22 protein-coding genes are annotated in these 21,939 nt (G+C 32.1%); 18 read left to right on the top strand and 4 right to left on the bottom strand.

Annotated features, from left to right (window positions below):
- Positions 1-8: 8 nt before the first annotated feature.
- From HW275_RS01715 to HW275_RS01640, 16 genes are all read left to right on the top strand, one after another.
- Positions 9-425, top strand: coding sequence for an HD domain-containing protein (locus tag HW275_RS01715; RefSeq protein WP_178934607.1), 417 nt, complete (start codon positions 9-11; stop codon positions 423-425).
- Between the two features lie 33 nt (positions 426-458).
- Positions 459-1,400, top strand: a complete 942-nt coding sequence (locus HW275_RS01710; RefSeq protein WP_255459980.1) for an RluA family pseudouridine synthase — start codon at positions 459-461, stop codon at positions 1,398-1,400.
- 23 nt (positions 1,401-1,423) lie between these two features.
- On the top strand, positions 1,424-2,068 hold the full coding sequence (locus HW275_RS01705) for a ribonuclease HII (protein ID WP_178934606.1): 645 nt from the start codon (positions 1,424-1,426) through the stop codon (positions 2,066-2,068).
- 34 nt (positions 2,069-2,102) lie between these two features.
- Positions 2,103-2,345 (top strand): hypothetical protein, encoded by a 243-nt coding sequence (locus HW275_RS01700; protein WP_178934605.1) that lies wholly within the window; start codon positions 2,103-2,105, stop codon positions 2,343-2,345.
- A gap of 70 nt (positions 2,346-2,415) precedes the next feature.
- Positions 2,416-2,820, top strand: coding sequence for a hypothetical protein (locus HW275_RS01695; RefSeq protein WP_178934604.1), 405 nt, complete (start codon positions 2,416-2,418; stop codon positions 2,818-2,820).
- 38 nt (positions 2,821-2,858) lie between these two features.
- The gene (locus tag HW275_RS01690) at positions 2,859-3,446 is read left to right on the top strand and encodes a hypothetical protein (protein WP_178934603.1); all 588 of its coding nucleotides are present in this window, start codon (positions 2,859-2,861) and stop codon (positions 3,444-3,446) included.
- An 81-nt stretch (positions 3,447-3,527) separates the two neighbouring features.
- Positions 3,528-3,887, top strand: a complete 360-nt coding sequence (locus HW275_RS01685; RefSeq protein WP_255459979.1) for a YraN family protein — start codon at positions 3,528-3,530, stop codon at positions 3,885-3,887.
- Between the two features lie 9 nt (positions 3,888-3,896).
- A complete protein-coding gene (locus HW275_RS01680; RefSeq protein WP_178934602.1) occupies positions 3,897-4,097 on the top strand; it encodes a zinc ribbon domain-containing protein in 201 nt (66 codons plus the stop codon).
- Complete coding sequence (locus HW275_RS01675; protein WP_255459978.1) at positions 4,084-4,800, top strand: ComF family protein; 717 nt, start codon at positions 4,084-4,086, stop codon at positions 4,798-4,800. The genes HW275_RS01680 and HW275_RS01675 overlap by 14 nt, the downstream gene beginning before the upstream one ends.
- Entirely contained in the window at positions 4,797-7,376 is a 2,580-nt protein-coding gene (locus HW275_RS01670) for an alpha-amylase family glycosyl hydrolase (RefSeq protein ID WP_178934601.1), read from the top strand. The genes HW275_RS01675 and HW275_RS01670 overlap by 4 nt, the downstream gene beginning before the upstream one ends.
- 66 nt (positions 7,377-7,442) lie before the next feature.
- Complete coding sequence (locus tag HW275_RS01665) at positions 7,443-8,522, top strand: thymidine kinase (RefSeq protein ID WP_178934600.1); 1,080 nt, start codon at positions 7,443-7,445, stop codon at positions 8,520-8,522.
- A 66-nt stretch (positions 8,523-8,588) separates the two neighbouring features.
- Entirely contained in the window at positions 8,589-9,317 is a 729-nt protein-coding gene (locus tag HW275_RS01660; protein ID WP_178934599.1) for a hypothetical protein, read from the top strand.
- A 144-nt stretch (positions 9,318-9,461) separates the two neighbouring features.
- Positions 9,462-9,983: a hypothetical protein gene (locus HW275_RS01655; protein WP_178934597.1), complete on the top strand. Its 522-nt coding sequence runs from the start codon at positions 9,462-9,464 to the stop codon at positions 9,981-9,983.
- 22 nt (positions 9,984-10,005) lie between these two features.
- Entirely contained in the window at positions 10,006-10,638 is a 633-nt protein-coding gene (locus HW275_RS01650) for a hypothetical protein (protein WP_178934595.1), read from the top strand.
- Positions 10,639-10,661: 23 nt separating this feature from the next.
- The gene (locus HW275_RS01645) at positions 10,662-11,291 is read left to right on the top strand and encodes a hypothetical protein (RefSeq protein ID WP_178934593.1); all 630 of its coding nucleotides are present in this window, start codon (positions 10,662-10,664) and stop codon (positions 11,289-11,291) included.
- An 85-nt stretch (positions 11,292-11,376) separates the two neighbouring features.
- Positions 11,377-13,587 (top strand): ATP-dependent helicase, encoded by a 2,211-nt coding sequence (locus tag HW275_RS01640; protein ID WP_178934591.1) that lies wholly within the window; start codon positions 11,377-11,379, stop codon positions 13,585-13,587.
- 148 nt (positions 13,588-13,735) lie between these two features.
- Here the strand turns inward: HW275_RS01640 and HW275_RS01635 are convergent, their stop codons facing one another.
- The 4 genes from HW275_RS01635 to HW275_RS01620 form a co-directional block, all read right to left on the bottom strand.
- Positions 13,736-15,370 (bottom strand): hypothetical protein, encoded by a 1,635-nt coding sequence (locus tag HW275_RS01635; RefSeq protein ID WP_178934589.1) that lies wholly within the window; start codon positions 15,368-15,370, stop codon positions 13,736-13,738.
- Between the two features lie 35 nt (positions 15,371-15,405).
- On the bottom strand, positions 15,406-15,861 hold the full coding sequence (locus tag HW275_RS01630; protein WP_178934587.1) for a hypothetical protein: 456 nt from the start codon (positions 15,859-15,861) through the stop codon (positions 15,406-15,408).
- A gap of 26 nt (positions 15,862-15,887) precedes the next feature.
- The gene (locus tag HW275_RS01625) at positions 15,888-16,337 is read right to left on the bottom strand and encodes a lysozyme inhibitor LprI family protein (protein WP_178934585.1); all 450 of its coding nucleotides are present in this window, start codon (positions 16,335-16,337) and stop codon (positions 15,888-15,890) included.
- Between the two features lie 183 nt (positions 16,338-16,520).
- Entirely contained in the window at positions 16,521-16,793 is a 273-nt protein-coding gene (locus HW275_RS01620; RefSeq protein ID WP_178934583.1) for a hypothetical protein, read from the bottom strand.
- Between the two features lie 663 nt (positions 16,794-17,456).
- Here HW275_RS01620 and carA point away from each other — a divergent pair.
- Together carA and carB are read left to right on the top strand one after the other, a co-directional pair.
- Positions 17,457-18,554 carry a glutamine-hydrolyzing carbamoyl-phosphate synthase small subunit gene (gene carA, locus HW275_RS01615; RefSeq protein ID WP_178934581.1) on the top strand — a complete coding sequence of 366 codons (1,098 nt, stop codon included), beginning with the start codon at positions 17,457-17,459 and terminating at the stop codon, positions 18,552-18,554.
- Between the two features lie 80 nt (positions 18,555-18,634).
- Complete coding sequence (gene carB, locus HW275_RS01610) at positions 18,635-21,820, top strand: carbamoyl-phosphate synthase large subunit (RefSeq protein ID WP_178934579.1); 3,186 nt, start codon at positions 18,635-18,637, stop codon at positions 21,818-21,820.
- Positions 21,821-21,939: the final 119 nt, after the last annotated feature.

Raw genomic sequence — 21,939 nt, 5'->3', positions numbered from 1 at the left:
TTGGAAAAATGTATATTATTAGAAAAGCGATGGAGTATTTTAAACCAAAAATTAACAGGGCTTATATGAATGAGGCTTTGAAAAAATTGACAGAAAAAGAAAGGAAAATATTTTTGGAAATGTCTGATTATGATAAGTTTCATTCGCTTGAAGTTTATAAAAAAGTGAAAAAAACGGAACTAAAAAATAATGAGAAATATTTGAAATTGGCACTTCTACACGACTGCGGGAAGGGAAATGTGTCGATTGTAACAAGAGTTTTGCATAAATTGGGATTTAAAACACAGTTACGAAATCATGCACAGAAAAGTTTTGAAAAATTAGAAAAGATTGATAAGGAAGTAGCAATTTTGGCTAAGAATCATCATAATCGAGGGTATTCAGAGGAGATGAGTATTTTTCAGAAATGTGATGATGAGAGTTAAGAAAATATTTGAGATTAGGGAAAGAGTGATTTTATGGAAGATAAGTATAAAATGACATTGGAGGAAAATATTGTTGTTTTGAGTGAAGAGGCTGGGAGCAGGATTGATAAATTTTTGTCGGAAAGGCTGGAGTTGACACGGACACGTATTCAGCAGCTTATAAAAGATGAAAATATTTTGGTAAATGAAAAAAAGACAAAGCCTGCCTATAAAATTGAAGAAAATGATATAATAAAAGTTGTAATTCCAGAATTGGAAACTGTTGAAATCAAACCTGAAAACATTGATATTGAAATAATTTATGAAGATAATGATTTGGCAGTTATCAATAAAAAAGCTGGAATTGTCGTACATCCTGCAAACGGATATTATTCAGGAACGCTTGTAAATGCAATTTTGTATCACATCAAAGATTTGTCAGGAATAAACGGAGAAATTCGTCCTGGCATTGTGCATAGGCTAGATAAGGACACAAGCGGACTTTTAATAATCGCCAAAAATGACAAGGCACATCTAAAATTGTCACAAATGTTTCATGATAAAACTGTAAAAAAAACTTATCTTGCAATTTTAAAAGGAAAACTAAACCAGAAAAGCGGAAGAATTGTAACACAAATTGGGCGTGATAAAAACGATAGGAAGAAAATGACAGTAATAAATGACTTGAATTCAGGAAAAACTGCAATTACCAATTACGAAGTAATTTCACAGACGGAAAAATTTACGCTTGTTAAAGTTCATATTGAGACTGGAAGGACTCACCAAATTAGAGTTCACATGAAACATTTAGGTTATCCAATTCTAGGCGACAGTGTCTATGGTAGAACAGATACTGAAAAACGCCAAATGCTTCACGCTTATAAGCTTGAATTCCAACATCCGATTACAGAAGAAAATATGGAATTTATTGCAGAATTGCCAGAAGATTTTAAAAAGGCATTAAAAAAATGTGGTCTTGAATTTGAAATTTTATAAAATAACAAAAAGAGGAAAAATTTATGGATAAAGATAAATTAGAAAACAAAAAAAATGAATTAATGGAATTTGATGAAAAATATAATAAGATTGTTGTTGGGGTTGATGAAGCTGGAAGAGGGCCTTTGGCAGGGCCAGTTGTGGCTGGAGCTGTAATTGTGGTTCAGGATTTTCCAGAGTTGCAGGAAATTAATGACTCAAAGAAGTTGACTGAGAAAAAAAGGGAAAGATTGTTTGGGGCAATAGAAAAGAATTGTATCGTGGGAATTGGGATTGCTTCGGAAAAGGAAATTGATGAGATAAATATTTTGAATGCAACATTTCTTGCAATGAGACGTGCAATTAGCCAAGTGGCAAAAAAATCGGCTTTTGATATAGTTCTGGTTGATGGTAATCGTTTGATTAGAAAATATGAGGGTGAGCAGGAGTGTGTCGTGAAAGGGGACAGCAAGTCGTTATCCATTGCAGCAGCTTCGATTGTGGCGAAGGTTACAAGAGATAGAATACTTTGTGAGATTGCAAAGGAATTTCCCGAGTATGAGTTTGAGAAACATAAAGGGTATGGGACTAAGAAACATAGGGAGATTTTGGTTGAAAAAGGGGCTTGTAGGTATCATAGGAAGACGTTTTTGAAGAAAATATGGGGTGGAAGTGAGAAGAAAAAGTAGATTTTTATTTATCTAGTAAAATGAAGGGGGTAAAATGTTGGAAATTATGGAAGATGAAGGAGAAAGCTGGATTGAGGTAGTAGACGATAAATTATTAGGTTTTCTATATAATATTAGTAATGATGTTTTGAAATTTGTTTGGAAAGAAAAAGATATTGAAATATTGGAGAAATACTTTGATGAAAATCAGTCAAATTATCTTGATGAAATAAGAAATTTAGATGATGAAATTCTTTGGAAAAATCCAGAAAATTTTGAATTATATACTATAATTTAGTAAAGAATTAAAATTTCTTATCCTTAGCAAAGTTTCGATTTAGTATAAATAAGAAGGTGGAGAGTTTCATATGAAAAAATATTTAATAGAGAAGTTATGGATATTTGAATATGACTATGATATGGCAGTAGTAAAAGAACTAAAAAATAATGACAAAAAATTGAATGTTTCATTTGTAGAATTTGATGTAAAAAATTTTATTAAAGAAGGAGATATTGTCAAAGGAAAATTATTTATGCAATATGTATGCGAAAGTTTGAAAGTGGATAGTGAATTGAGAGCTGTACAGCCTTTTCCAAAATCGCCACATATAGAAGCTGTAGTAAGAGTGGTAAAACATATAAATTCAGATTCTTTACTGGTAGAATCAGCTATTTCAGATTCAGAAATTTTAGTTGAATTTGAAAATGATGTAGCTTATGAAAAAGATGATGTTATTTTTTTTGAAGGTGAACTTTCGTTTGAATTTTTATAAGAAAATATTTTGAATGAGAATTAAAAAGGAATTTAGGTATGAAAAAATGGGAAGCAATAGCATTTCAAGAATTTTCACAATGGTTTATATTAGATATTGATAATAAAGGAAACTGGATGTTTACTGATTTAACGATTGGGACATTTATGCAGCCATTGAAAGATACAAAGGAATATTGGATATTTTTTGTAGAAATGATTTATAAATTGCATAAATGTAATATGATAAGATTTGTGGATGGCGAGAATCCAATAAGATTATTGGTTGGGAATGATTTAGATAATCTAGAAGATTTTTGGTGTGATACAATAGAAGATTTTTGTAATTTGTTAGCCAGTAGATATAAATATAGAAAAAGTGATGTGGGGTATCAGCCTTGGATTTATCCTGTTGGAAAATATCAAGAAATTATTAGAAAATATGAAAGAGAAATGGATTATATTTCATTTGATATAGACGAGAGCGAAGCAGATAAGGAAATTAAAAATTTTAAAATAAATGAAAATTTTATAAATGAAATTGAAAAAATATTTGAAGCAAGTGAAGTAGAGTGGAAAGATAAGGAAAAATTTTTGGAAAAAAGTGAAACGGAAAAAGAAGAGAAATTTTCCAGTCTTGAAAAATAAGTAAAAAATTGGTATCATATAATATAAAATAAAAGAATAAATATAGATATTTATGATACAATATTAAAAAAGGGGGATGGGATGAGAAATAGGATGAATAAAAGGGAGATTGGGTTTAAGTATGAGAATGTGGCGAAGGAATATTTGATTTTGCAGGGGCTTACGTTTATTGAGAGTAATTTTTATACCAGGTTTGGGGAGATTGATTTGATTTTTTTTGAAAAGAAGAGCCAGACGCTGGTGTTTGTGGAGGTTAAGTATCGGAAGAATAATTTTTTTGGATCAGCGATTGAGATGGTGACTGAGGAGAAGCAGAATAGGATTCTTGCGAGTTCGCAGGTTTATCTTTTGAAAAAGAATTGGGATAAAAATGTGAGGTATGATATTATTGGGGTGAATAGGGGCTTTGGTAATATTGAGTGGTTAAAAAATGCGTTTTGAGGTGGTTGTATGAGAAATGATGAAAAGTGCTGTAAATGTGGGGCAGAAATATTTGAAATGAAGAAAGTGGCGATTCCAACTAAAGAGGTGGCTGGAACAAAGATTGCAATTGATACATTTTATTTAAAAATATGTGAAAATTGTGGATATACGGAAATGTACTCAACTAAAATAGTTCAAAAGGTTGAGGATCCGGTTGAAGGCTATTAAATTTTTTAAGGAAATAATATTTAACTTTAAAGGAATTTTATTTAGAAATCGGGATATAATTTCAGGGGTGGAATTAGTTGAGTACGGTATTGTATCGAAGGATACGAAAAATATTCTGAAAAGTCTGAAAAAATTGCGAAAATTAAATAATATTTATTACGTTTGGGACTATAATAAGGAATTTAAGAAGCTAATTTATTCTTATAAATATAATCATAGAAAAATTATGGCAAAATTGATTGCTGAATTGGTAAAGGATGAATTTTATTATGTTCTGAAAAGGGAAAAAATTGATGTTGTCGTGAGTGTGCCTGTCAGCAGGAAAAGGAAAAATGAAAGAGGATATAATCAGGTTGATGAAATTCTGAATTGCCTGAAAGTGAATTATGTTCAAATTGAGCGGGTGAAAAATACGAAAAAGATGGCTGAAATTTTGGACGAAGAGGAAAGGAACAGGAATATTGAGGGAGCTTTTAGGATTTCCCGGAATGTTGATTTAAGAAATAAAAAAATTTTGATACTTGATGATATTGTAACAACAGGGGCTACGCTTCGGGAAATAAAAAATAGTATTTTGGAGCAGTTTGAGGATAAGAATGGGAATAAAGATTTTGGAATAAATAAAAAAAGCAACAATATAAAAATAACTGTTTTTTGTCTGGCTGCGGCTAGGGAAATTAAGGTAAATAGAGGAGAAATATGAGTTTTAAATTAAAAATGAAAGTTTTACTGTTTTTGATAAGTTCGGTTGTTTCATTTTCTGCACAAAATGAGAATTTTCAAGCGGATATTAAAAATAATGATGTGAATAATCGTGAGAATTATTTGATTAGTGCAGCAAAGAAAAAAAACAAGAATAGACAGGAAAGCAATAAAAATTCTAGGAATGATGAAACAGAAGAAAATACACAAAGTGCAACGGAATCGTTGAAATATAGTCAAAGAAATGATGGAATTATTGACTTGAATTCTTTAGTTCATAAGGAGGATTCAGAATTCAGGGTACTTAATGGGACTAATGTAAAAATTATGCTGCGAACGAAAAATAATGATGTTTATTCTGCAGAAGTCGTTTATAACGGCGGGAAAAAAATGATGCGTGGAATCGGAAATTATGGTGGTAATGAAATTTTTATGGCTGAAATTCCGAGCAATGTGTCAAGTTATTATTTTGTGCTGACTGATGACAAGACGAAATATTATATGGGAAGAAATATTTCAAAAAACCTGAAGGATATAGAAAAATTTGAATATTCACGTTCTGCAAAGCTGACAACGATTCCAGAGTGGGCTAGAGGCTCTGTTGGATACCAAATTTACATTGATTCATTTAGAAATGGCGACGTGGATAATGATGCGATTTTTAATGAATTTGGGACAGATGACTTTTCAGAGCCTACTGGAGAAATCCGTTCAGGAACGTCAAAAAAAGACTTGGTACTGGCATATTGGGGTGGAAATGAAAAGCCGCAATTTTCATTAAATGAATGGAACAGCAACTATGAGGAAAAAAACGAATGGGAAGAAAATACATTAAATGACGTGCAGAACTATACACGTTACTATGGTGGAGATTTACAGGGAATAATTGATAAACTTGACTACATTAAAAACCTTGGTGTGGAATACATAATTTTATCATCGCCATTTTATTCGCTTTCAAACCATAAATACGATACGATTTACTTTAATCACGTGGATCCGTATTTTGGCTACATAGAGCAGACTGGAACATCAAAAGGGCTTGATATAAAGGCAAAAGTCCACAATAACAATGGGGACAAGGAATTAAACTTACTTATTTTTAATCCTGAAACAGACAGAAATTTGCTTGACGAGGATTTGTTAAATACAAAGACATGGATATGGACAGACTCTGATTTGCAACTTGCAAGTCTTGTAAAGCAGGCTCATCAAAAAGGGTTGAAAGTTGTGCTGGAAGTGGCACCTGATACTACATCCAACAGATTTTTCGCTATAAATAACAAAGAATTTTCTGACTGGTATCTAAAGGATACTGTGCTTGACTTAAAAAATCCGCAAGTTAGAAATTATATTGAAAATGCAATGAAAAAATGGATTTTAGGGCCTGATGAAACTTTTAAGAAAGATGTGTATGATGACGGAATTGACGGGATAAGATATGTTTATTACGACAACGAGAATAAGGAATATCTTGCACAGATTACGGAAAACTTGAAAAAATATAAACCTGACTTGCTGATTACAGGGGAAGTTTCAAACAGTATCACAAAAGATATTGAAGATGGGATTTATGACAGCGGGGCAGATTACAACATTGTCAATAATATTATAAAATATACTGTGAACACTAATCCAAATTACAGAATTGACGGTGTGGAATTTGCAACAAAACTGAATGAAATTTACAATAGATATTCAAGCAACCGTTTTAATATGACACAAGTGTTTATCGGTTCTCTTGATACGGATAGAATTTTTAGTGGAATGATAAATCCAAACAGGGTTTACGATAGAAATAACCAGTCGGATCAGGGATACTTGAATATTCGTCCTGATTTATACGATGGAACAGCTGTAAGCAAACTGAAAAGAGTTGTTGCAATGCAAATGATGCTGCCTGCAACACCAGTTATATATTATGGTGATGAAAAGGGAATGTGGGGAGCAGATTCTCCACGAAATAGAAAGCCTATGTTGTGGGAAGATTATGAACCATATGATCCTGAAACAGATAGCATAAGTAAATATAAAGACAGACTTAGAAGTTTTCCTAATGTTGTGGAAGTGAATGAGGTTCAAAAATGGATTTCATATCCTGTAAACAGCAACGCTGATATTGAAAATCACTACAAGGCGCTGCTAAAAATAAGAAAAGATCATAAAAACCTGTTTAGAAATGGAAAGTTAAGAATTTTAGAAGTTTACAGCGATTCTAAGACAAAGGGGCGTATAGATTCAGAAATATCAGCCTATTTAGCAGATCAGAACAGACGGGCAAAACTGTATCAAGGGCGTGATTTTACACCAGCAAGGCCAAATACAGACTTTATTTCCTATGAAATTTCAGACGGAAATGAATCAATGATAATTGTGGTAAATAATGGAGCAGATGAATATCCATTGTCATTGCAAGTACCAAAATTATTTGGATTTTACAGAAATCAGCTGAATTTAAAGGAAAATTATGCAATTTCTGATAAAAAAATTCAGATTAATGTAAAGCCTTATGAAGTCAAGGTTTTATATAGTAATGCAAAAAATATGTTTGATTCATTTAGACAAAATAAAAATTAAAAATAAATGGGGGCAAGTCCCCCTTTTAAAACGTAAATTATAAAATGATAGAAAAAGGAAGATAAAATGATACAAAATTCTAAAATAGGAACATTGGAAGTTGTTACTGGAAGCATGTTTTCAGGAAAAAGCGAGGAACTTATAAGAAGGCTTAGAAGGGCTGAGTATGCAAAGCAGAAGATAGTGGCATTTAAGCATGCCATTGATAACAGATATGGGGAAGAGGGAGTATTTTCGCATGGAAATGACAGTTTTAGAGCTTATCCCGTGAGTGATGTTTCTCAAATGGAAGAAATTATGGAAAAAAATGTTGATGCGGAAGTAATTGGCATTGATGAGGTGCAGTTTTTTGGGGAAAAAGTTGTTGAATTTTGCAAAAAATATGTGGAATATGGAAAAAGAGTTATTGTCGCAGGACTTGATATGAGCTTTAGGGCAGAGCCTTATGAGCCAGTGCCGGAACTGATGAGCATTGCCGATCAGGTGGATAAACTTCATGCGATTTGCATGGTTTGCGGAAAGCCTGCTTATGCGAGCCAGCGTCTTATCAATGGGGAGCCTGCGTATTATGACGATCCGCTAGTTATGGTTGGTGCAAATGAGAATTATGAGGCAAGATGCCGAAGGCATCACATTGTAAGGCATAGAACTGATAAAAAAGGAAAAATATATTTTATAGTCGGAACTGAAATTAACGTTGGCAAGAAATTTGCCCAAAAAATGTATGAAGAGCAGCTAGTTGACAAGAAAAAAATAGAAAGTATTGTTATAAAAGGGCAGATGAATGAAAATGAAAAAACTGATTTGAAAAAATTACGTGAAAAAATAAATACGGCATTAATCGAAAATGACTATATCTTTGTCAGAATTACTGGCGGGCTTTTGCTAAAACTGGAAGGAAGTTACAGCATTCTGGACTTTATGTGTGAATTTAGAAAAAATTCAGAAGTTATCATTGTTTCAAAAAATAAAAAAGGTGTACTTAATCAAATTTTATTAACAGTGGATTTACTAAAAAAATCAGACTTGAACTTAAAGGAAATTGTCTATAAGAATGGGAGTAGTCACGCTGGGGAAGAAAAGGAAGAAAATGGTGTTATTGAGAAAATATCGAAAATAACGGAAGTTAAATATCGGGAGTTGTAAGATTTGAATAATACTTAAAATTATGAATGTAAATTAATAGTAAAATTTGAAGGAAGGAATTTAAGAATGAAAAAATTATTGATTGTTGTTTTGCTTAGCTTTTGTGTAATTGCTTGCGGAAAGAAAAATCAGGAAATTAAAAATGGCAATAAAGAAAATTCTGTTCAAAATACTGAATTAAGAACTAAAACAATGGAAGATGAAATTAAAGAAATGGTAAATATTTGGAATGAAGCTTCAAGTAATGCAGATTTTGATACATTGGAAAAAATATTAGCAGATAGAATTGAATACTATCAGACAACAGTATCGAGAGATTATTATATTAAAGACCAAAAGAAATTTTTTGAAAAAAATCCAGTTTATGGGCAAGTATTAAAAGGTAATATTAAAGTAGAAAAAATCTCAAATAAACAAGTGAAAGCAGAATTTGTGAAAGAAGTTACAACAAAAAAAGGAATAAAAGATTACCCATCATATTTAGTATTTGAAAAAATTAACGGTGAATGGAAAATTATTTTAGAAAGTGATTTAGTTTCTGATGCAAATATAAGAAAACAAAAAATTGCTAAGACTAAAACAATAAGCAGTTCAGAAGAAGCATATCAGTTGGTGCGAAAATCTATCATTAAACATGATTTAGTTGATGTTAATTGTATAATGACCTTAGATAGCGGACGAGATGAGAATTACTATTATTTTGATATTCGCAGTGATAATGAAAAGTGTGGAGGAGATCCAGGTGTAGCACCACGATTATTCAGTTATCAAGTGAATAAAAAAACAAGTGAATAAAAAAACAGGTGAATTAAAAACAGATTCAATGGATTGGGCTGAAAAAATTGGGAAAGATCCTGGACTGATGGAATTTCATGCGATAGATTAAAATTTGAGAGAGAAATTAAGAATAATTTTAAAAATTTGAAGGAGAGATTTGGAATGAAAAAAATTATTTTGTTAGGAATTCTTATATTAACTTTTGTGGCACAGGCTAATAGTTCGTTTAATATTATTGATGATGATTATAATATGAAAGGTTATTGTTTAGGAATAGGGAAAGCGAAAGTGGATAAAGTTGATAAATATACTGGAACCACAACTTTTAGAGCTGCTTTATGTAGAGTGGATGATAAAGTTGTAAGGAATGTTACAGTTTTATTTGACTATATAGATGTGAATACTAATTATGATATTAGAAAAAAATTATTTTTCATTCCTGTTGTAAATCTTGCTCAAGCAAAATATAATTCAGATAACAATATATTAAGAATGCACATGCAAATGCGTGGAACAGCTTACAAAAATTTACCAGATGGATTTATTTTACCTATAACTTCAAAAAATATAAAAGATCATTTGCCTTATGCTAAAATTGTAGATGAAGATTTGGTAGAAGTTTATGGAAGCACTTTGGGAGTGCCAACAGTTTCTGAAGAGGAATTTTTAGATGAAGATTATTAAAATGAAGAATAGGGAGAATTTTATGAGAAAAATTATATTATTTTTAAATTTATTTTTAGTTTTTAATTTAGGTTTTTCTGATTTACAAAATACAATCAAGAATCATTATAGTAATAAAACTATAGAGTTAAGCGTAATTGAAAAAAGAAATAACGTTCCAGTAAAAGGAGGTTATATTGATGGAAAATGGTATGCTTGGTATGATGGAACTTTTTTAGGAAAAGAAGAAGTAATGAAAGAAAAATATCATAGGTTTAAAACTTTGGAGATAGATGTTATTGGAGTAGAAATGGAATATGGAAAAGATGAAATGTTAAAATCTGATAGAGTACTTAAAGATATTTATTTAAAAGTAACTGATTTTAAAGTAATTGATTTTAATGGAGCTATTTATACAAAAAATAATTATCCTAATGAAAAAAATGAAACTTTTATTCCTGCAATTATAACAGATGAATCAATTAATAGATTTTTAGTTGATAATCATAAAAATGTAAAATTTATTGGTACAGAGAGAAAAAATCCAAAAACTGGAAGAACAGAATTAGATACAATGCCAACAAAATTAGTTTTAAACAATAGTAATGGATTTAAAATTTGTGCAACTTCTAATGGAAAGAAATTATATTATTCTCTTTGGAAATGTGAAAATTAAAATAAATGTGCGAAAGGAAGGAAATGAAGAATTTAATTATATTTATATGTGTTCTACTTAGTTTTAATATTTTTGCAGAAAGATATGAAGGTGGATATGTTGATGGTAAATGGTTTCCATTTTATAGGAATAATTTAAGTGAAAGAATTTGTCTAGAACCAGATGATGGTGGCGATGAAAGAATAGGTTGCAGTGGTGGACTTCATGGATATATTTCTTTTGAGGGTGGTAATATAACAATAACTGGAATTGCTGAAATAAATGATACAATATTATTTAAAGTGTCAGATTTTAATATTATTGATGATGAAGGATATTCTTATAATCCTAGTAATTATCCTGCTGAGAAGAAGGATAAAGATGGAAAGTACTTTCCCATTTTTAAATCTGATAAAAAAACAATAACAGAAATTTTAAAAAAGAAAAATTTAAATTTTAAATATAATGGAAAAGATTGGGAAGAAGAATATTTTATTAATAATTATAGTGTAATACCAGTATCTGAATTTAAAAAAAATGAATACGATAATGAATCTTTTACTAAAAAGAAAATAAAATTTTTAGGTGTAGAAAAAACAAAATTAGACACAGGAAATATAGTAAATAGTTTTTATTCAACGGATAATAATTTTGATTTAGAAACTGATTATTAATATGAAAATTTTAAAATCAAAATATCATTTTTATTATTAAGTATTTATGAAAACTATAGAAATTATATAAGAAAAAAGGAGAAATATGAGCAGTATTTTAGATGAATTAAATGAAGAGCAGAGAAAAGCTGCAGAAAAAATAGAAGGGCCTGTATTGATACTGGCTGGAGCGGGAAGCGGTAAAACACGTACAGTTACTTATAGAATTGCACACATGGTAAAAGAGATAGGAATTTCGCCACTTAATATTCTGGCACTTACTTTTACGAATAAGGCGGCAAGAGAGATGAAGGAAAGGGCTGCGGCACTTATTGGACATGAGGCAAATAATCTTGTAGTTTCTACATTTCACTCGTTTTCGGTAAGATTGCTTAAAACTTATTCTGAAAGAATTGGATATGGGCGAAATTTTAATATTTATGATGTGGATGATCAGAAGTCAATTATTACAAAGATAAAAAAGGATATGGGAATTAAGGATAATGACAATGTTCAGCCAGGAAAACTTGCAAACAGAATCAGTAAATTGAAGGAACAGGGGATAGGAATAAAGGAGCTTGAACGTGAAATTGATATGAGGGTTCCTGCGAACAGGCTTTTCGGTGAGATTTATCAGAAGTATGATGAAGTCTTGAAGGCAAATAATGCGATGGATTTCTCGGATTTGCTTTTGAATGCGAGAAAATTGCTGGATGATGCTTTTGTGCTGGAAAGAATACAGGAAAGGTATAAGTATATTGTAGTGGACGAGTATCAGGATACCAATGATATTCAGTATGAAATGATTAATATGATTGCAGCAAAGTATCGAAACATCTGTGTCGTAGGAGATGAGGATCAGAGTATTTATGCATTTCGTGGGGCAAATATCAATAATATCTTGAACTTTGAGAGAGATTATAAGGAAGCATTTACGGTAAAATTGGAAAGAAATTACCGTTCTACAAAAAAAATACTGGATACAGCCAACGAGCTTATTAAAAATAATAAAAGTTCAAAAGGAAAAACACTTTGGACAGATGGCTCAGATGGGGAAAAAATCAAAATTTATAATGCAATGACAGTTTATGATGAAGCAGATTTTATTGTGACAGAGATGAAGAAAAAGAAAAGAGATGGTGCCGATTACAAGGATATGACGATTCTGTACAGGACAAATGCACAGTCAAGAGTTCTGGAAGAAAAACTGCTGTCTGCAAACATTCCATACAAGATTTACGGTGGGATGCAGTTCTTTCAACGTAAGGAAATAAAGGATATTTTGGCATATTTAAGTCTTTTAAACAATAAAAATGATAATCATAATTTTTATCGTATAATTAATGTTCCAAAACGTTCGGTGGGGGAAAAAACGCTGGAAAAAATACAGGAAGTTGCAAATGAAAAAAATATTTCGATGCTTGAGGCACTTCACTACATTGATGAAATTCCAGTAAGAGCAGCCACAAAATTGGCATTAAAGGAATTCTACAATTTAATGCAAAGCATTTATTCGAGCCTTGAGGAAATGTCAATTAAGGAAATATTTGATGAAATTCTTATAAGAACACGTTATATTGACTCGATTGAAGACAATAAGGAAGACAGAGTTAGAAATATTGAGGAATTGCTAAATAGTATTACCGAAATTGAAAAGCAGAATCCGAATATGTCGTTAAACGAATATCTTGATATGATTTCATTAAGTTCGGCGACTGACGAAATGGAAGATGATGAAAATTATGTAAAACTTATGACAATTCATAGCTCGAAAGGACTGGAATTTGATTATGTATTTCTTGCGGGAATGGAAGATGGGTTGTTTCCGTCGATTTCTTTTGACGCTCCTGAAGAAGAGCTGGAAGAAGAGCGTAGACTTTGCTATGTGGCGATAACCCGTGCTAAAAAAGAACTGTTTATTTCCTATTCTTCATCAAGAAAAATTTGGGGAAAAGATGACAATTTACGTCGTCCATCAAGATTTATCTACGAAATGAAGCAGGACAATCTAGAATATGTTGGTGGGAAGTATGGCAGTTTAAAAGGGAAATCTTCAACTTCAAGAAGTTTTGCACCGAAAATAGAAAATTTTAATCCATTTTCTAAAGATAAGTTGGGAACATTTGGTAAAAAATCAGGTAATTCCAAAGCTGCTTTAAATGTGAATTCCAAATATAAAGTTGGAGATGTGGTTAATCACAAGAAATTTGGACGTGGAAAAATAAAAAAAGTGGATACGAAAAGCATGATTGTGGAATTTATGGTTGGAGAAAAGAAAATAGCGTTAGTGCTGGCAGATAAAATTTTGAAAAAATAAAAAAATCTTATTACAGTAGTTTACTCAAACCCCATTAATATTTAATTTAACGGTTTAATATTAAAGGAGTTTGAGTTTGCTTTATAATAATCATTTTTTCATTATTTTTATTTTATAAAAGACCGCCTTGTATTTTTCTTTAATTCAGTTAACCTCCAAAAGCTGTAAAGTATATCGTCATAATAAGCATTATGAGAGCAAACCATGTTAAGAAACAGATTGGAGGTGAAAACAGAGCTGATAGCATAAATTTTAGAATCTCTTCTGGTTTAATTTTTATTTTTTCCCGGTAACGTTTCTTTTTCCCGTTTTCAGATATTGTATAAATCCATGGATAGTCATATAGCCATTGAAGTCCAAATCTTATAAAAATAATAGGTACAGTGGGTACAGTAATACAAAACCATATCACAGAGGAACTAATATCAAGCCGTGAAAAGTTAAAGCCGTTTATGAATAAAGCTATTATTACTGGAAAGAAAAGTGTAGCAATTGCCATTATTAGCATACTCGCTGTTCTTTTAGCTGAACGGAAAGTATAGGTTACAATCTGTTCTTTTCCATCCAATTTTTCTCTGAATACTGGTTTTTCTATCTTACGCTCAATAATATCTTCTCTAAGGATCAATTTTCCCCGTTCCCGTCTGTAAGTCTGATCACCAGTTGAAAATATATTTCTGTACTTTGTAATGCTAAAGCCGTTACTTGACCCGTCGTTAAGCATGGTAACAAATATAATCAGAAAAACTAATGCAACAGCAGATGTTAGAGTGAGGGCTTCTTTCTGAGTTATATTTCGTATGGACAAAAATGCAAAATAAATTGCAATACAGACTATGATGAGTACCGAAATACCTTTTATCCACCATGGAATAGAAATATACTTTGAATCTTTTTCAGCATAAACACTTATCTTGCCAGTTTGTCCGTTCACAGCGACATTAACATTTCCCTCTTTTATATAATATACTGGAAGAAGGACTGGAATTTTTACAACTGGATCTACTTGAGCGTGAATGTCAATAGCTTTTGTTCCCCAGATTTTCTCCATGCCTTTCCGGTAATTTTCTGCCGTTTCATTGTCAAGCCTCTTTTGAGCATATTCATCTTTAATATCAGAAATTTTTATGCGCTGTCCTGCAACGTAGGAAAAGTCGAATTCCTTAAGATTCTCCATATCAAAAGGTTCCATGCAGTCTAAAAGCAGGTTGTTTAATTGTGAGGAACAGTTGACAAATTCATCGTTTAAATAGCCGTCCGCTTTGTAGGATTCACCGCCCCCTGTTTTTTTTACTATGCAACGAACAGGCCCACGTACCATTTCATAAGGAAGGTAATAACCCTTCAATTTTGGTATTTTTTTTATGAGATGCTTTGCCTCAGGCTTGTGGCTGTTTTGCTTACACCATTTTTTCAGAAGTTCTATAGCCTCATTCTTTGTTACAGCAAAGGGTATGACATTTTGCGGCATCTTGCTGTCATATACATAGTCTTTTCTGACAAGGCTTCGTCCACAAAATGCACAATTGGACAGAGCTTCATTTTTCTCAAATACAAGTGTTGCTCCGCATCCGCTGCAAGACGCTGTTGACATTTTAAAATTTTTGGCAGATTTTTTTATCCTCTGACTTTGATTTTTCTGGAATTCAATCTTTTCTTTACGTGCATCCTCAATTTTTACTTTTTCACCACAATAGCCACACCGATAAATTTGATGAACAATGTCAAACTTTGCAGGCGCTCCGCAAGCTGGACAAAATATACTTAATATTTCCTTTCCCATAAATTAATCACTTCTTTCATAATTTGCTCCATTTCTTAAAAATATACATCATAATGATCTATTCCTTCACCATTATTCCCAGTTTCCAATCCCCAGTCTACTTCTACTATTTTCTGTTTTCCCTTATAAGTAATTACTAGCCTTGCCTGAGGCATTCCTTCTGGAACTGTTCCCATAAAGCTGTAAACTTTATTTTTTTCAGGTTTAATTGTAAAACCTGTCCTTGTTTTTATAGGATTCATGGAACTGATAAAATCTGAATATTCCACATATTCATGTTTTACAGCAACTCCGTTAACTTTTGCAACAAATTTTATTCTAGTAGGAGCATTATTGCCTGAAAGAAGGAGCGTTCCGTTTTCTAAAGATTTATAGCCTCTTGTCATTGGATTTGCATAAATGCTGAGTACCTTTGTTTTTCCAAAGCTGACGGCTGAGCATATTGTTAATAAAATTAATATAAGAATTTTTAAAAATAGATTTTTCTTCATTATAGTTCATCTCCTTATTTAATTTTTTAATTATTCAAGGCATCGTACATTTCTGCCAATTGAAGAGTTCTTTCTTCGGTAAGTTGTACGGCAGTGTTAATTGAAAACAGAACTCCCATGCTTCCGCCAGTAGGATTATTTGTATAGTAGCTTTTTTCTGTTTCTGCATCTCTGAATTTAATCCATGCACGTTGTGCATTTCTAAGTTTATTTTTAGTTTTGGAATCAGCAATTTTCATTATTTTTTGATAAACAATATTCAGTTCCCTATCCCATTCTTCTTCCATTTTCCTTAAGGCTTCTTTTTCTTGATAGTCATTTCCTTCATCTACATTCTCAAATACTTTATTCCGTATATTGTTCATACGATTTATAAGTGCAGTTTTATATTGTCCTGAAAAGGAAAAACTTGAAATTAAAAGGAAAATGGCTATTTTCCAAAGTTTAGTTGTTAAAAAGCCTTTTAATTTTTTCATTGCAGTCACCTCGTTTTTTATTTTATATGTTTATATATCAGTATTTCTCAAAAATTGGCAATTCTAAAATTTGAGAAAAACAATTATGTTTTTTAAATAAAAAGCAGGTTTTGAATCCCCGCTTTTTTGATAAAGTAATGTGAATATTTTGACATCTTAATATTTTTTTATTAAAAATTTTGATTAATACAAGTATTCATATCCTGTTAAATATAAACGGTTGTATCCAGTTCCATTGAAATAAACTCTGTACACATTACCGACATAAAGTCTGTTTCTTGTGTAGTTGCTTACACCAGTAAAGTTAAAATGTCTTCCAGATTCCAAACTTACACAGTTTACATATCCAACTCCGTTTCTCCAAACCCCTTTAGAAGTAATTTCGCATCTTTCAACGAATCTTGAAAATCCTAGCATACTGAATACCAAGAACATAGAAATAATAATTTTTTTCATAATAAATCAGCTCCTATATAATATTTTAAGATGTCAGTAATAATGAATTATAAAAAATAAACTAAAAATTTGATAATTTATAATAAAAATTTTTTATAAACAAATTTAATGTTAAGAATAAATATAGTAAATATAGTCTTAAAGTTAAATATAAAATTATAGTTTTCTGTTTGAGTATGATTTGTTAAGTTTTATTAGTTAAATTTGAATAGTTTTGAGTATCTTTTGAAATATTGCCAGTAAATTATAAGTGTAAGTATTACTTTTTAGTTTCTTTCCTTTTCAATATAATAGTACCATATAAACATTAAAGAAAAATGAGAGATTATAAATTTTTAATTTAATCTAATTTTTATTATAAATTATACCCTATGTTTTTTAAAAAATCAAATTTTTCTTTATAAAAAAATTAAAAATATTTAAAATTAATTATTTTCCCAAAAATTAAAAAAATAATCATCTGCTATTATTGATAAAACTTGGAAAATATAGTATAATTATGAGATTAGAGATGTTAGTAAATACATTCAGACTTTTATTAATAAATACATATCTAGGATTTGAATTAAAATAGTTTACTATATCGCAAATCAGACACGTTAATGACAATTGAACAAATTTTAAAACAAATAGTATCATTTAAAATTTAGGGAGGTAGTATTTATGTACGCATTGGATAAGCAGCTTGTTTTGGAAGATGGTAGTGTGTATAAAGGGTATGGATTTGGCGCAGATGTGGAAATGGCTGGGGAAGTCGTTTTTAATACTGCGATGACTGGGTATCAGGAAACTATTTCAGATCCGTCATATAATGGGCAGATTATTACATTTACTTATCCGTTAATTGGAAATTATGGGATAAATAGGGATGATTATGAAACTATCAATCCTAGCATCAAGGGAATTGTAACTCGTGAAATATGTAGAAAGCCTTCTAATTTTAGAAATGAATTTACATTGGATGAAGTTTTGAAGGACTTGAATATTCCAGGAATTTCTGGAATTGACACACGCAGCCTGACAAAGAAAATAAGAGAGCATGGAACGATTAAGGGAATTATCGTAAGTGCAGACAAAGATCCGCAAGAAATTGCAAAAAATTTAAAAATCAATTCGTTACCAACCAATCAAATCGAACAGGTATCGACAAAAAAAGCATTTCTTTCGTCTGGAAGAGGGATGAGAGTTGTTCTTCTTGATTTAGGAATGAAATCAGGAATTATGAGGGAACTTAACTCAAGGGACTGTGATATTGTCGTAATGCCGCATAATGCAACTGCTAAAGAAATTTTAAGACAAAAACCAGATGGAATAATGTTAAGCAATGGACCGGGAGATCCGACAGATGTTCCAGAAACAATTGCAACAATTAGGGAATTAATAGATAAAGTGCCAATTTTTGGAATTTGTATGGGACATCAGTTAATTTCACTTGCCTGCGGAGCAAAAACATATAAATTGCTATTCGGACATCGTGGGGCAAATCAGCCAGTAATGAACTTGCAGACTGGAAAAGTTGATATTACAGCACAAAATCACGGATATGCGGTGGATATTGACTCATTGAAGGATACAGAGCTGGAATTGACACATATTGCGGTAAATGACAGGACTTGTGAAGGTGTAAGACATAAAAAATATCCAGTATTTTCGGTACAGTATCATCCAGAGGCTTCTCCAGGGCCGCATGACCCAAATTATTTATTTGATATATTTATTGAAAATATGAAAAAGAATCGGAATTTTGAATACGTCAAATAAGAAGTATATAAAACTTAAATTATAAAATATTGAAATAAAAGTGTTGGCAAAATAAATTAATAACAAGGAGATGTAGGGAAATGCCTAAACGAAAAGATATAGAAACGGTTTTAGTGATTGGATCGGGGCCGATTATTATAGGACAGGCTGCTGAATTTGACTATGCGGGGACACAGGCGTGTTTATCATTGCGTGAAGAAGGGTACAAGGTTATCCTTGTAAATTCCAATCCTGCAACTATTATGACAGATAAGGAAATTGCGGATAAAGTATATATTGAGCCATTAACTGTTGAATTTGTGTCAAAAATTATAAGAAAAGAGCGTCCTGATGCCTTGCTTCCTACCCTTGGAGGACAAGTTGGGCTGAATCTGGCTGTGGAACTGCACAATGCGGGAGTGCTGGAAGAATGTGGAGTGGAACTGCTTGGAACTAAACTTGAATCTATTAAACAGGCAGAAGACAGGGAATTATTCAGAGATCTGATGAATGAACTTGGAGAGCCTGTTCCTGAATCGGATATTATTCATAATTTGGAAGAGGCACGTAGATTTGTGGAAAAAATTGGGTATCCTGTGATTGTGCGTCCTGCTTTTACAATGGGAGGAACTGGTGGAGGAATCTGCCATAATGATGAAGAACTGGAAGATATTGTTACAAATGGACTTAGATATTCACCAGTAACCCAATGTTTATTAGAAAAATCAATTTCAGGATATAAGGAAATTGAGTATGAAGTAATGCGTGACAGCAATGATACAGCGATTGTTGTCTGCAATATGGAAAATATTGATCCAGTTGGGATTCACACGGGAGATTCGATTGTAGTTGCACCTTCGCAAACATTGACAGACAGGGAATACCACATGTTGAGAGATGTTTCGCTAAAAATAATAAGGGCATTGAAAATAGAAGGTGGATGTAATGTTCAGCTGGCATTGGATCCGTATTCGTTCAATTATTATATTATTGAGGTAAATCCGAGGGTATCACGTTCATCGGCACTTGCTTCAAAGGCGACAGGTTATCCAATTGCAAAAATTGCTGCAAAAATTGCGGTTGGATTGACACTTGATGAAATTATAAATCCTGTTACAAAAAATTCGTATGCCTGCTTTGAGCCTGCACTAGACTATGTTGTCAGTAAAATACCGAGATTCCCATTTGATAAATTTGAAAAGGCGGATAGGCATTTGGGAACGCAAATGAAGGCGACTGGGGAAGTAATGGCTATTGGTAGAACTTACGAGGAAAGTTTGTTAAAGGCTATTCGTTCGCTTGAATATGGAGTTCATCACTTGGGACTTCCAAATGGGGATGAATTTACCTTGGAATATATTTTGAGAAGAATCCAGAAAGCTGGAGATGAAAGATTGTTCTTCATTGGAGAAGCGTTAAGACGTGGGGTTACTCCGCAGAAAATACATGATATTACAAAGATTGATATGTTTTTCCTTGACAAAATGAAAAATATTATTGATATTGAAGTGGAACTGAAGGCAAATGTAAATAATCCAGATGTGCTACTGTTTGCTAAAAGATACGGATTTTCAGATAAAGTTATTGCACACCGTTGGAATACGACAGAAGATGAAGTTTACAAACTTCGTGAAAAATGCAATATTAAGCCTGTGTTTAAGATGGTTGATACCTGTGCAGCTGAATTTAAGTCAGAAACGCCTTATTTTTACTCGACTTATGAGCAGGAAAATGAAAGTGTCATAGGAAATAAGAAAAAAATTGTTGTACTTGGTTCAGGGCCTATTAGAATTGGGCAAGGTGTTGAATTTGACTATGCTACAGTTCACGCTGTAAAGGCGATAAAAGAGTCTGGATATGAGGCAATTATCGTAAATAACAATCCAGAAACTGTTTCAACGGACTTTTCAATTTCGGATAAACTTTATTTTGAGCCGCTTACGGAAGAGGATGTTATGGCGATAATCGAGCTTGAACAGCCAGAAGGCGTTGTTGTTCAGTTTGGTGGACAGACGGCAATTAACTTGGCTGAAAAATTGGCAAGGCATGGTGTTAAAATATTGGGAACAGCACTTGAAGAAATTGATAATGCGGAAAACCGTGATAAGTTCGAGGCATTGCTGCATAAATTGAATATTCCTCAGCCACTTGGAAAAACTGCATTTGATACGGAAACTGCTGTAAAAAATGCGGCTGAAATCGGGTACCCTGTTCTAGTGCGTCCATCTTACGTATTAGGTGGAAGAGCAATGGAAATCGTATATCGTGAAGAGGAATTGCGTCAATATATGGAAAATGCGGTAAAAGTGTCGCCTGATCATCCTGTGCTTACTGACAGATATTTAGTTGGAAAGGAAATCGAGGTGGATGCAATTTGCGATGGGGAAACAGTTGTAATTCCAGGAATTATGGAACATATTGAAAGAGCAGGAGTCCACTCTGGAGATTCTATCGCAGTCTACCCTCCACAAAGTATTACAGATTCGCAAAAACGTACATTAATTGATTATACAGCAAGACTTGCAAAGGGGTTAAATATCATAGGGCTTTTGAATATTCAGTATGTAATTAGTGATGGGAAGGTTTATGTGCTGGAAGTAAATCCTAGAAGTTCAAGGACAGTTCCATTTTTAAGCAAAATTACAGGTGTTCCTATGGCAAATCTCGCTATGAAGGGAATTCTTGGAGAAACATTGAAAAGTAAGGGATACGAAACTGGATTAATTGAAGAAAGCAAACACGTGTATACAAAAGTTCCTGTATTCAGTTTCCAGAAATTAAAAGATGTGGATACAACATTAGGGCCTGAAATGAAGTCAACAGGTGAAGTTATGGGAAGTGACGAAAACCTTGAAAAATCACTTTACAAGGGACTAATTTCATCTGGAATTAAAGTCAAGGATCAGGGAAGTGTGCTGTTTACAATCAGTGGAGCCGCAAAAGAGGAAGCATATGGACTGGCTAAGAGATTCTCTGACTTGGGCTATCATATAATGGCTACGAAAGGCACAGCCAGATATTTTGAGGAAAAAGGGCTGCGTGTAGAAACAGTTGGAAAAATTGAAGAAGAAGGAAAATACGAGCATGATGTTCTAGGACTGATTTATAAAGGGCTTGTTGATATGGTAATAAATACAGCCGGTAAGAAAAAAACTGCAAGAAACGACGGATTTAAAATCAGACGTGCTGCAAGTGAGCAGGAAATAGCCTGTTTGACTTCACTTGATACAACGGACGCTTTACTGAAAGTTTTGGAATCCATTTCCTTTAATGTAAGTTCGATATAATTAATTATTGATTTTATTAAATAAAATAGAAAATAAATTTTAAAAATTACCAATTTCGTTAGTTTTATCTTGAGTGACAGAATTAGGGGAATTGGTAAAATTTTTAAGCAAAGTGAATA

The organism is Leptotrichia sp. oral taxon 223, assembly GCF_013394795.1.
In the GTDB taxonomy this organism is placed as follows: domain Bacteria; phylum Fusobacteriota; class Fusobacteriia; order Fusobacteriales; family Leptotrichiaceae; genus Leptotrichia.
This window is presented reverse-complemented; position numbering and strand designations above follow the sequence as displayed.

What these genes read in the sequence shown, in the direction of transcription:
- HW275_RS01715 (WP_178934607.1), top strand. Translation starts at nt 9, where the DNA reads ATGTATATTATTAGAAAAGCGATGGAGTATTTTAAACCAAAAATTAAC.
- HW275_RS01710 (WP_255459980.1), top strand. Translation starts at nt 459, where the DNA reads ATGGAAGATAAGTATAAAATGACATTGGAGGAAAATATTGTTGTTTTG.
- HW275_RS01705 (WP_178934606.1), top strand. Translation starts at nt 1,424, where the DNA reads ATGGATAAAGATAAATTAGAAAACAAAAAAAATGAATTAATGGAATTT.
- HW275_RS01700 (WP_178934605.1), top strand. Translation starts at nt 2,103, where the DNA reads ATGTTGGAAATTATGGAAGATGAAGGAGAAAGCTGGATTGAGGTAGTA.
- HW275_RS01695 (WP_178934604.1), top strand. Translation starts at nt 2,416, where the DNA reads ATGAAAAAATATTTAATAGAGAAGTTATGGATATTTGAATATGACTAT.
- HW275_RS01690 (WP_178934603.1), top strand. Translation starts at nt 2,859, where the DNA reads ATGAAAAAATGGGAAGCAATAGCATTTCAAGAATTTTCACAATGGTTT.
- HW275_RS01685 (WP_255459979.1), top strand. Translation starts at nt 3,528, where the DNA reads ATGAGAAATAGGATGAATAAAAGGGAGATTGGGTTTAAGTATGAGAAT.
- HW275_RS01680 (WP_178934602.1), top strand. Translation starts at nt 3,897, where the DNA reads ATGAGAAATGATGAAAAGTGCTGTAAATGTGGGGCAGAAATATTTGAA.
- HW275_RS01670 (WP_178934601.1), top strand. Translation starts at nt 4,797, where the DNA reads ATGAGTTTTAAATTAAAAATGAAAGTTTTACTGTTTTTGATAAGTTCG.
- HW275_RS01665 (WP_178934600.1), top strand. Translation starts at nt 7,443, where the DNA reads ATGATACAAAATTCTAAAATAGGAACATTGGAAGTTGTTACTGGAAGC.
- HW275_RS01660 (WP_178934599.1), top strand. Translation starts at nt 8,589, where the DNA reads ATGAAAAAATTATTGATTGTTGTTTTGCTTAGCTTTTGTGTAATTGCT.
- HW275_RS01655 (WP_178934597.1), top strand. Translation starts at nt 9,462, where the DNA reads ATGAAAAAAATTATTTTGTTAGGAATTCTTATATTAACTTTTGTGGCA.
- HW275_RS01650 (WP_178934595.1), top strand. Translation starts at nt 10,006, where the DNA reads ATGAGAAAAATTATATTATTTTTAAATTTATTTTTAGTTTTTAATTTA.
- HW275_RS01645 (WP_178934593.1), top strand. Translation starts at nt 10,662, where the DNA reads ATGAAGAATTTAATTATATTTATATGTGTTCTACTTAGTTTTAATATT.
- HW275_RS01640 (WP_178934591.1), top strand. Translation starts at nt 11,377, where the DNA reads ATGAGCAGTATTTTAGATGAATTAAATGAAGAGCAGAGAAAAGCTGCA.
- HW275_RS01635 (WP_178934589.1), bottom strand. Translation starts at nt 15,370, where the DNA reads ATGGGAAAGGAAATATTAAGTATATTTTGTCCAGCTTGCGGAGCGCCT.
- HW275_RS01630 (WP_178934587.1), bottom strand. Translation starts at nt 15,861, where the DNA reads ATGAAGAAAAATCTATTTTTAAAAATTCTTATATTAATTTTATTAACA.
- HW275_RS01625 (WP_178934585.1), bottom strand. Translation starts at nt 16,337, where the DNA reads ATGAAAAAATTAAAAGGCTTTTTAACAACTAAACTTTGGAAAATAGCC.
- HW275_RS01620 (WP_178934583.1), bottom strand. Translation starts at nt 16,793, where the DNA reads ATGAAAAAAATTATTATTTCTATGTTCTTGGTATTCAGTATGCTAGGA.
- carA (WP_178934581.1), top strand. Translation starts at nt 17,457, where the DNA reads ATGTACGCATTGGATAAGCAGCTTGTTTTGGAAGATGGTAGTGTGTAT.
- carB (WP_178934579.1), top strand. Translation starts at nt 18,635, where the DNA reads ATGCCTAAACGAAAAGATATAGAAACGGTTTTAGTGATTGGATCGGGG.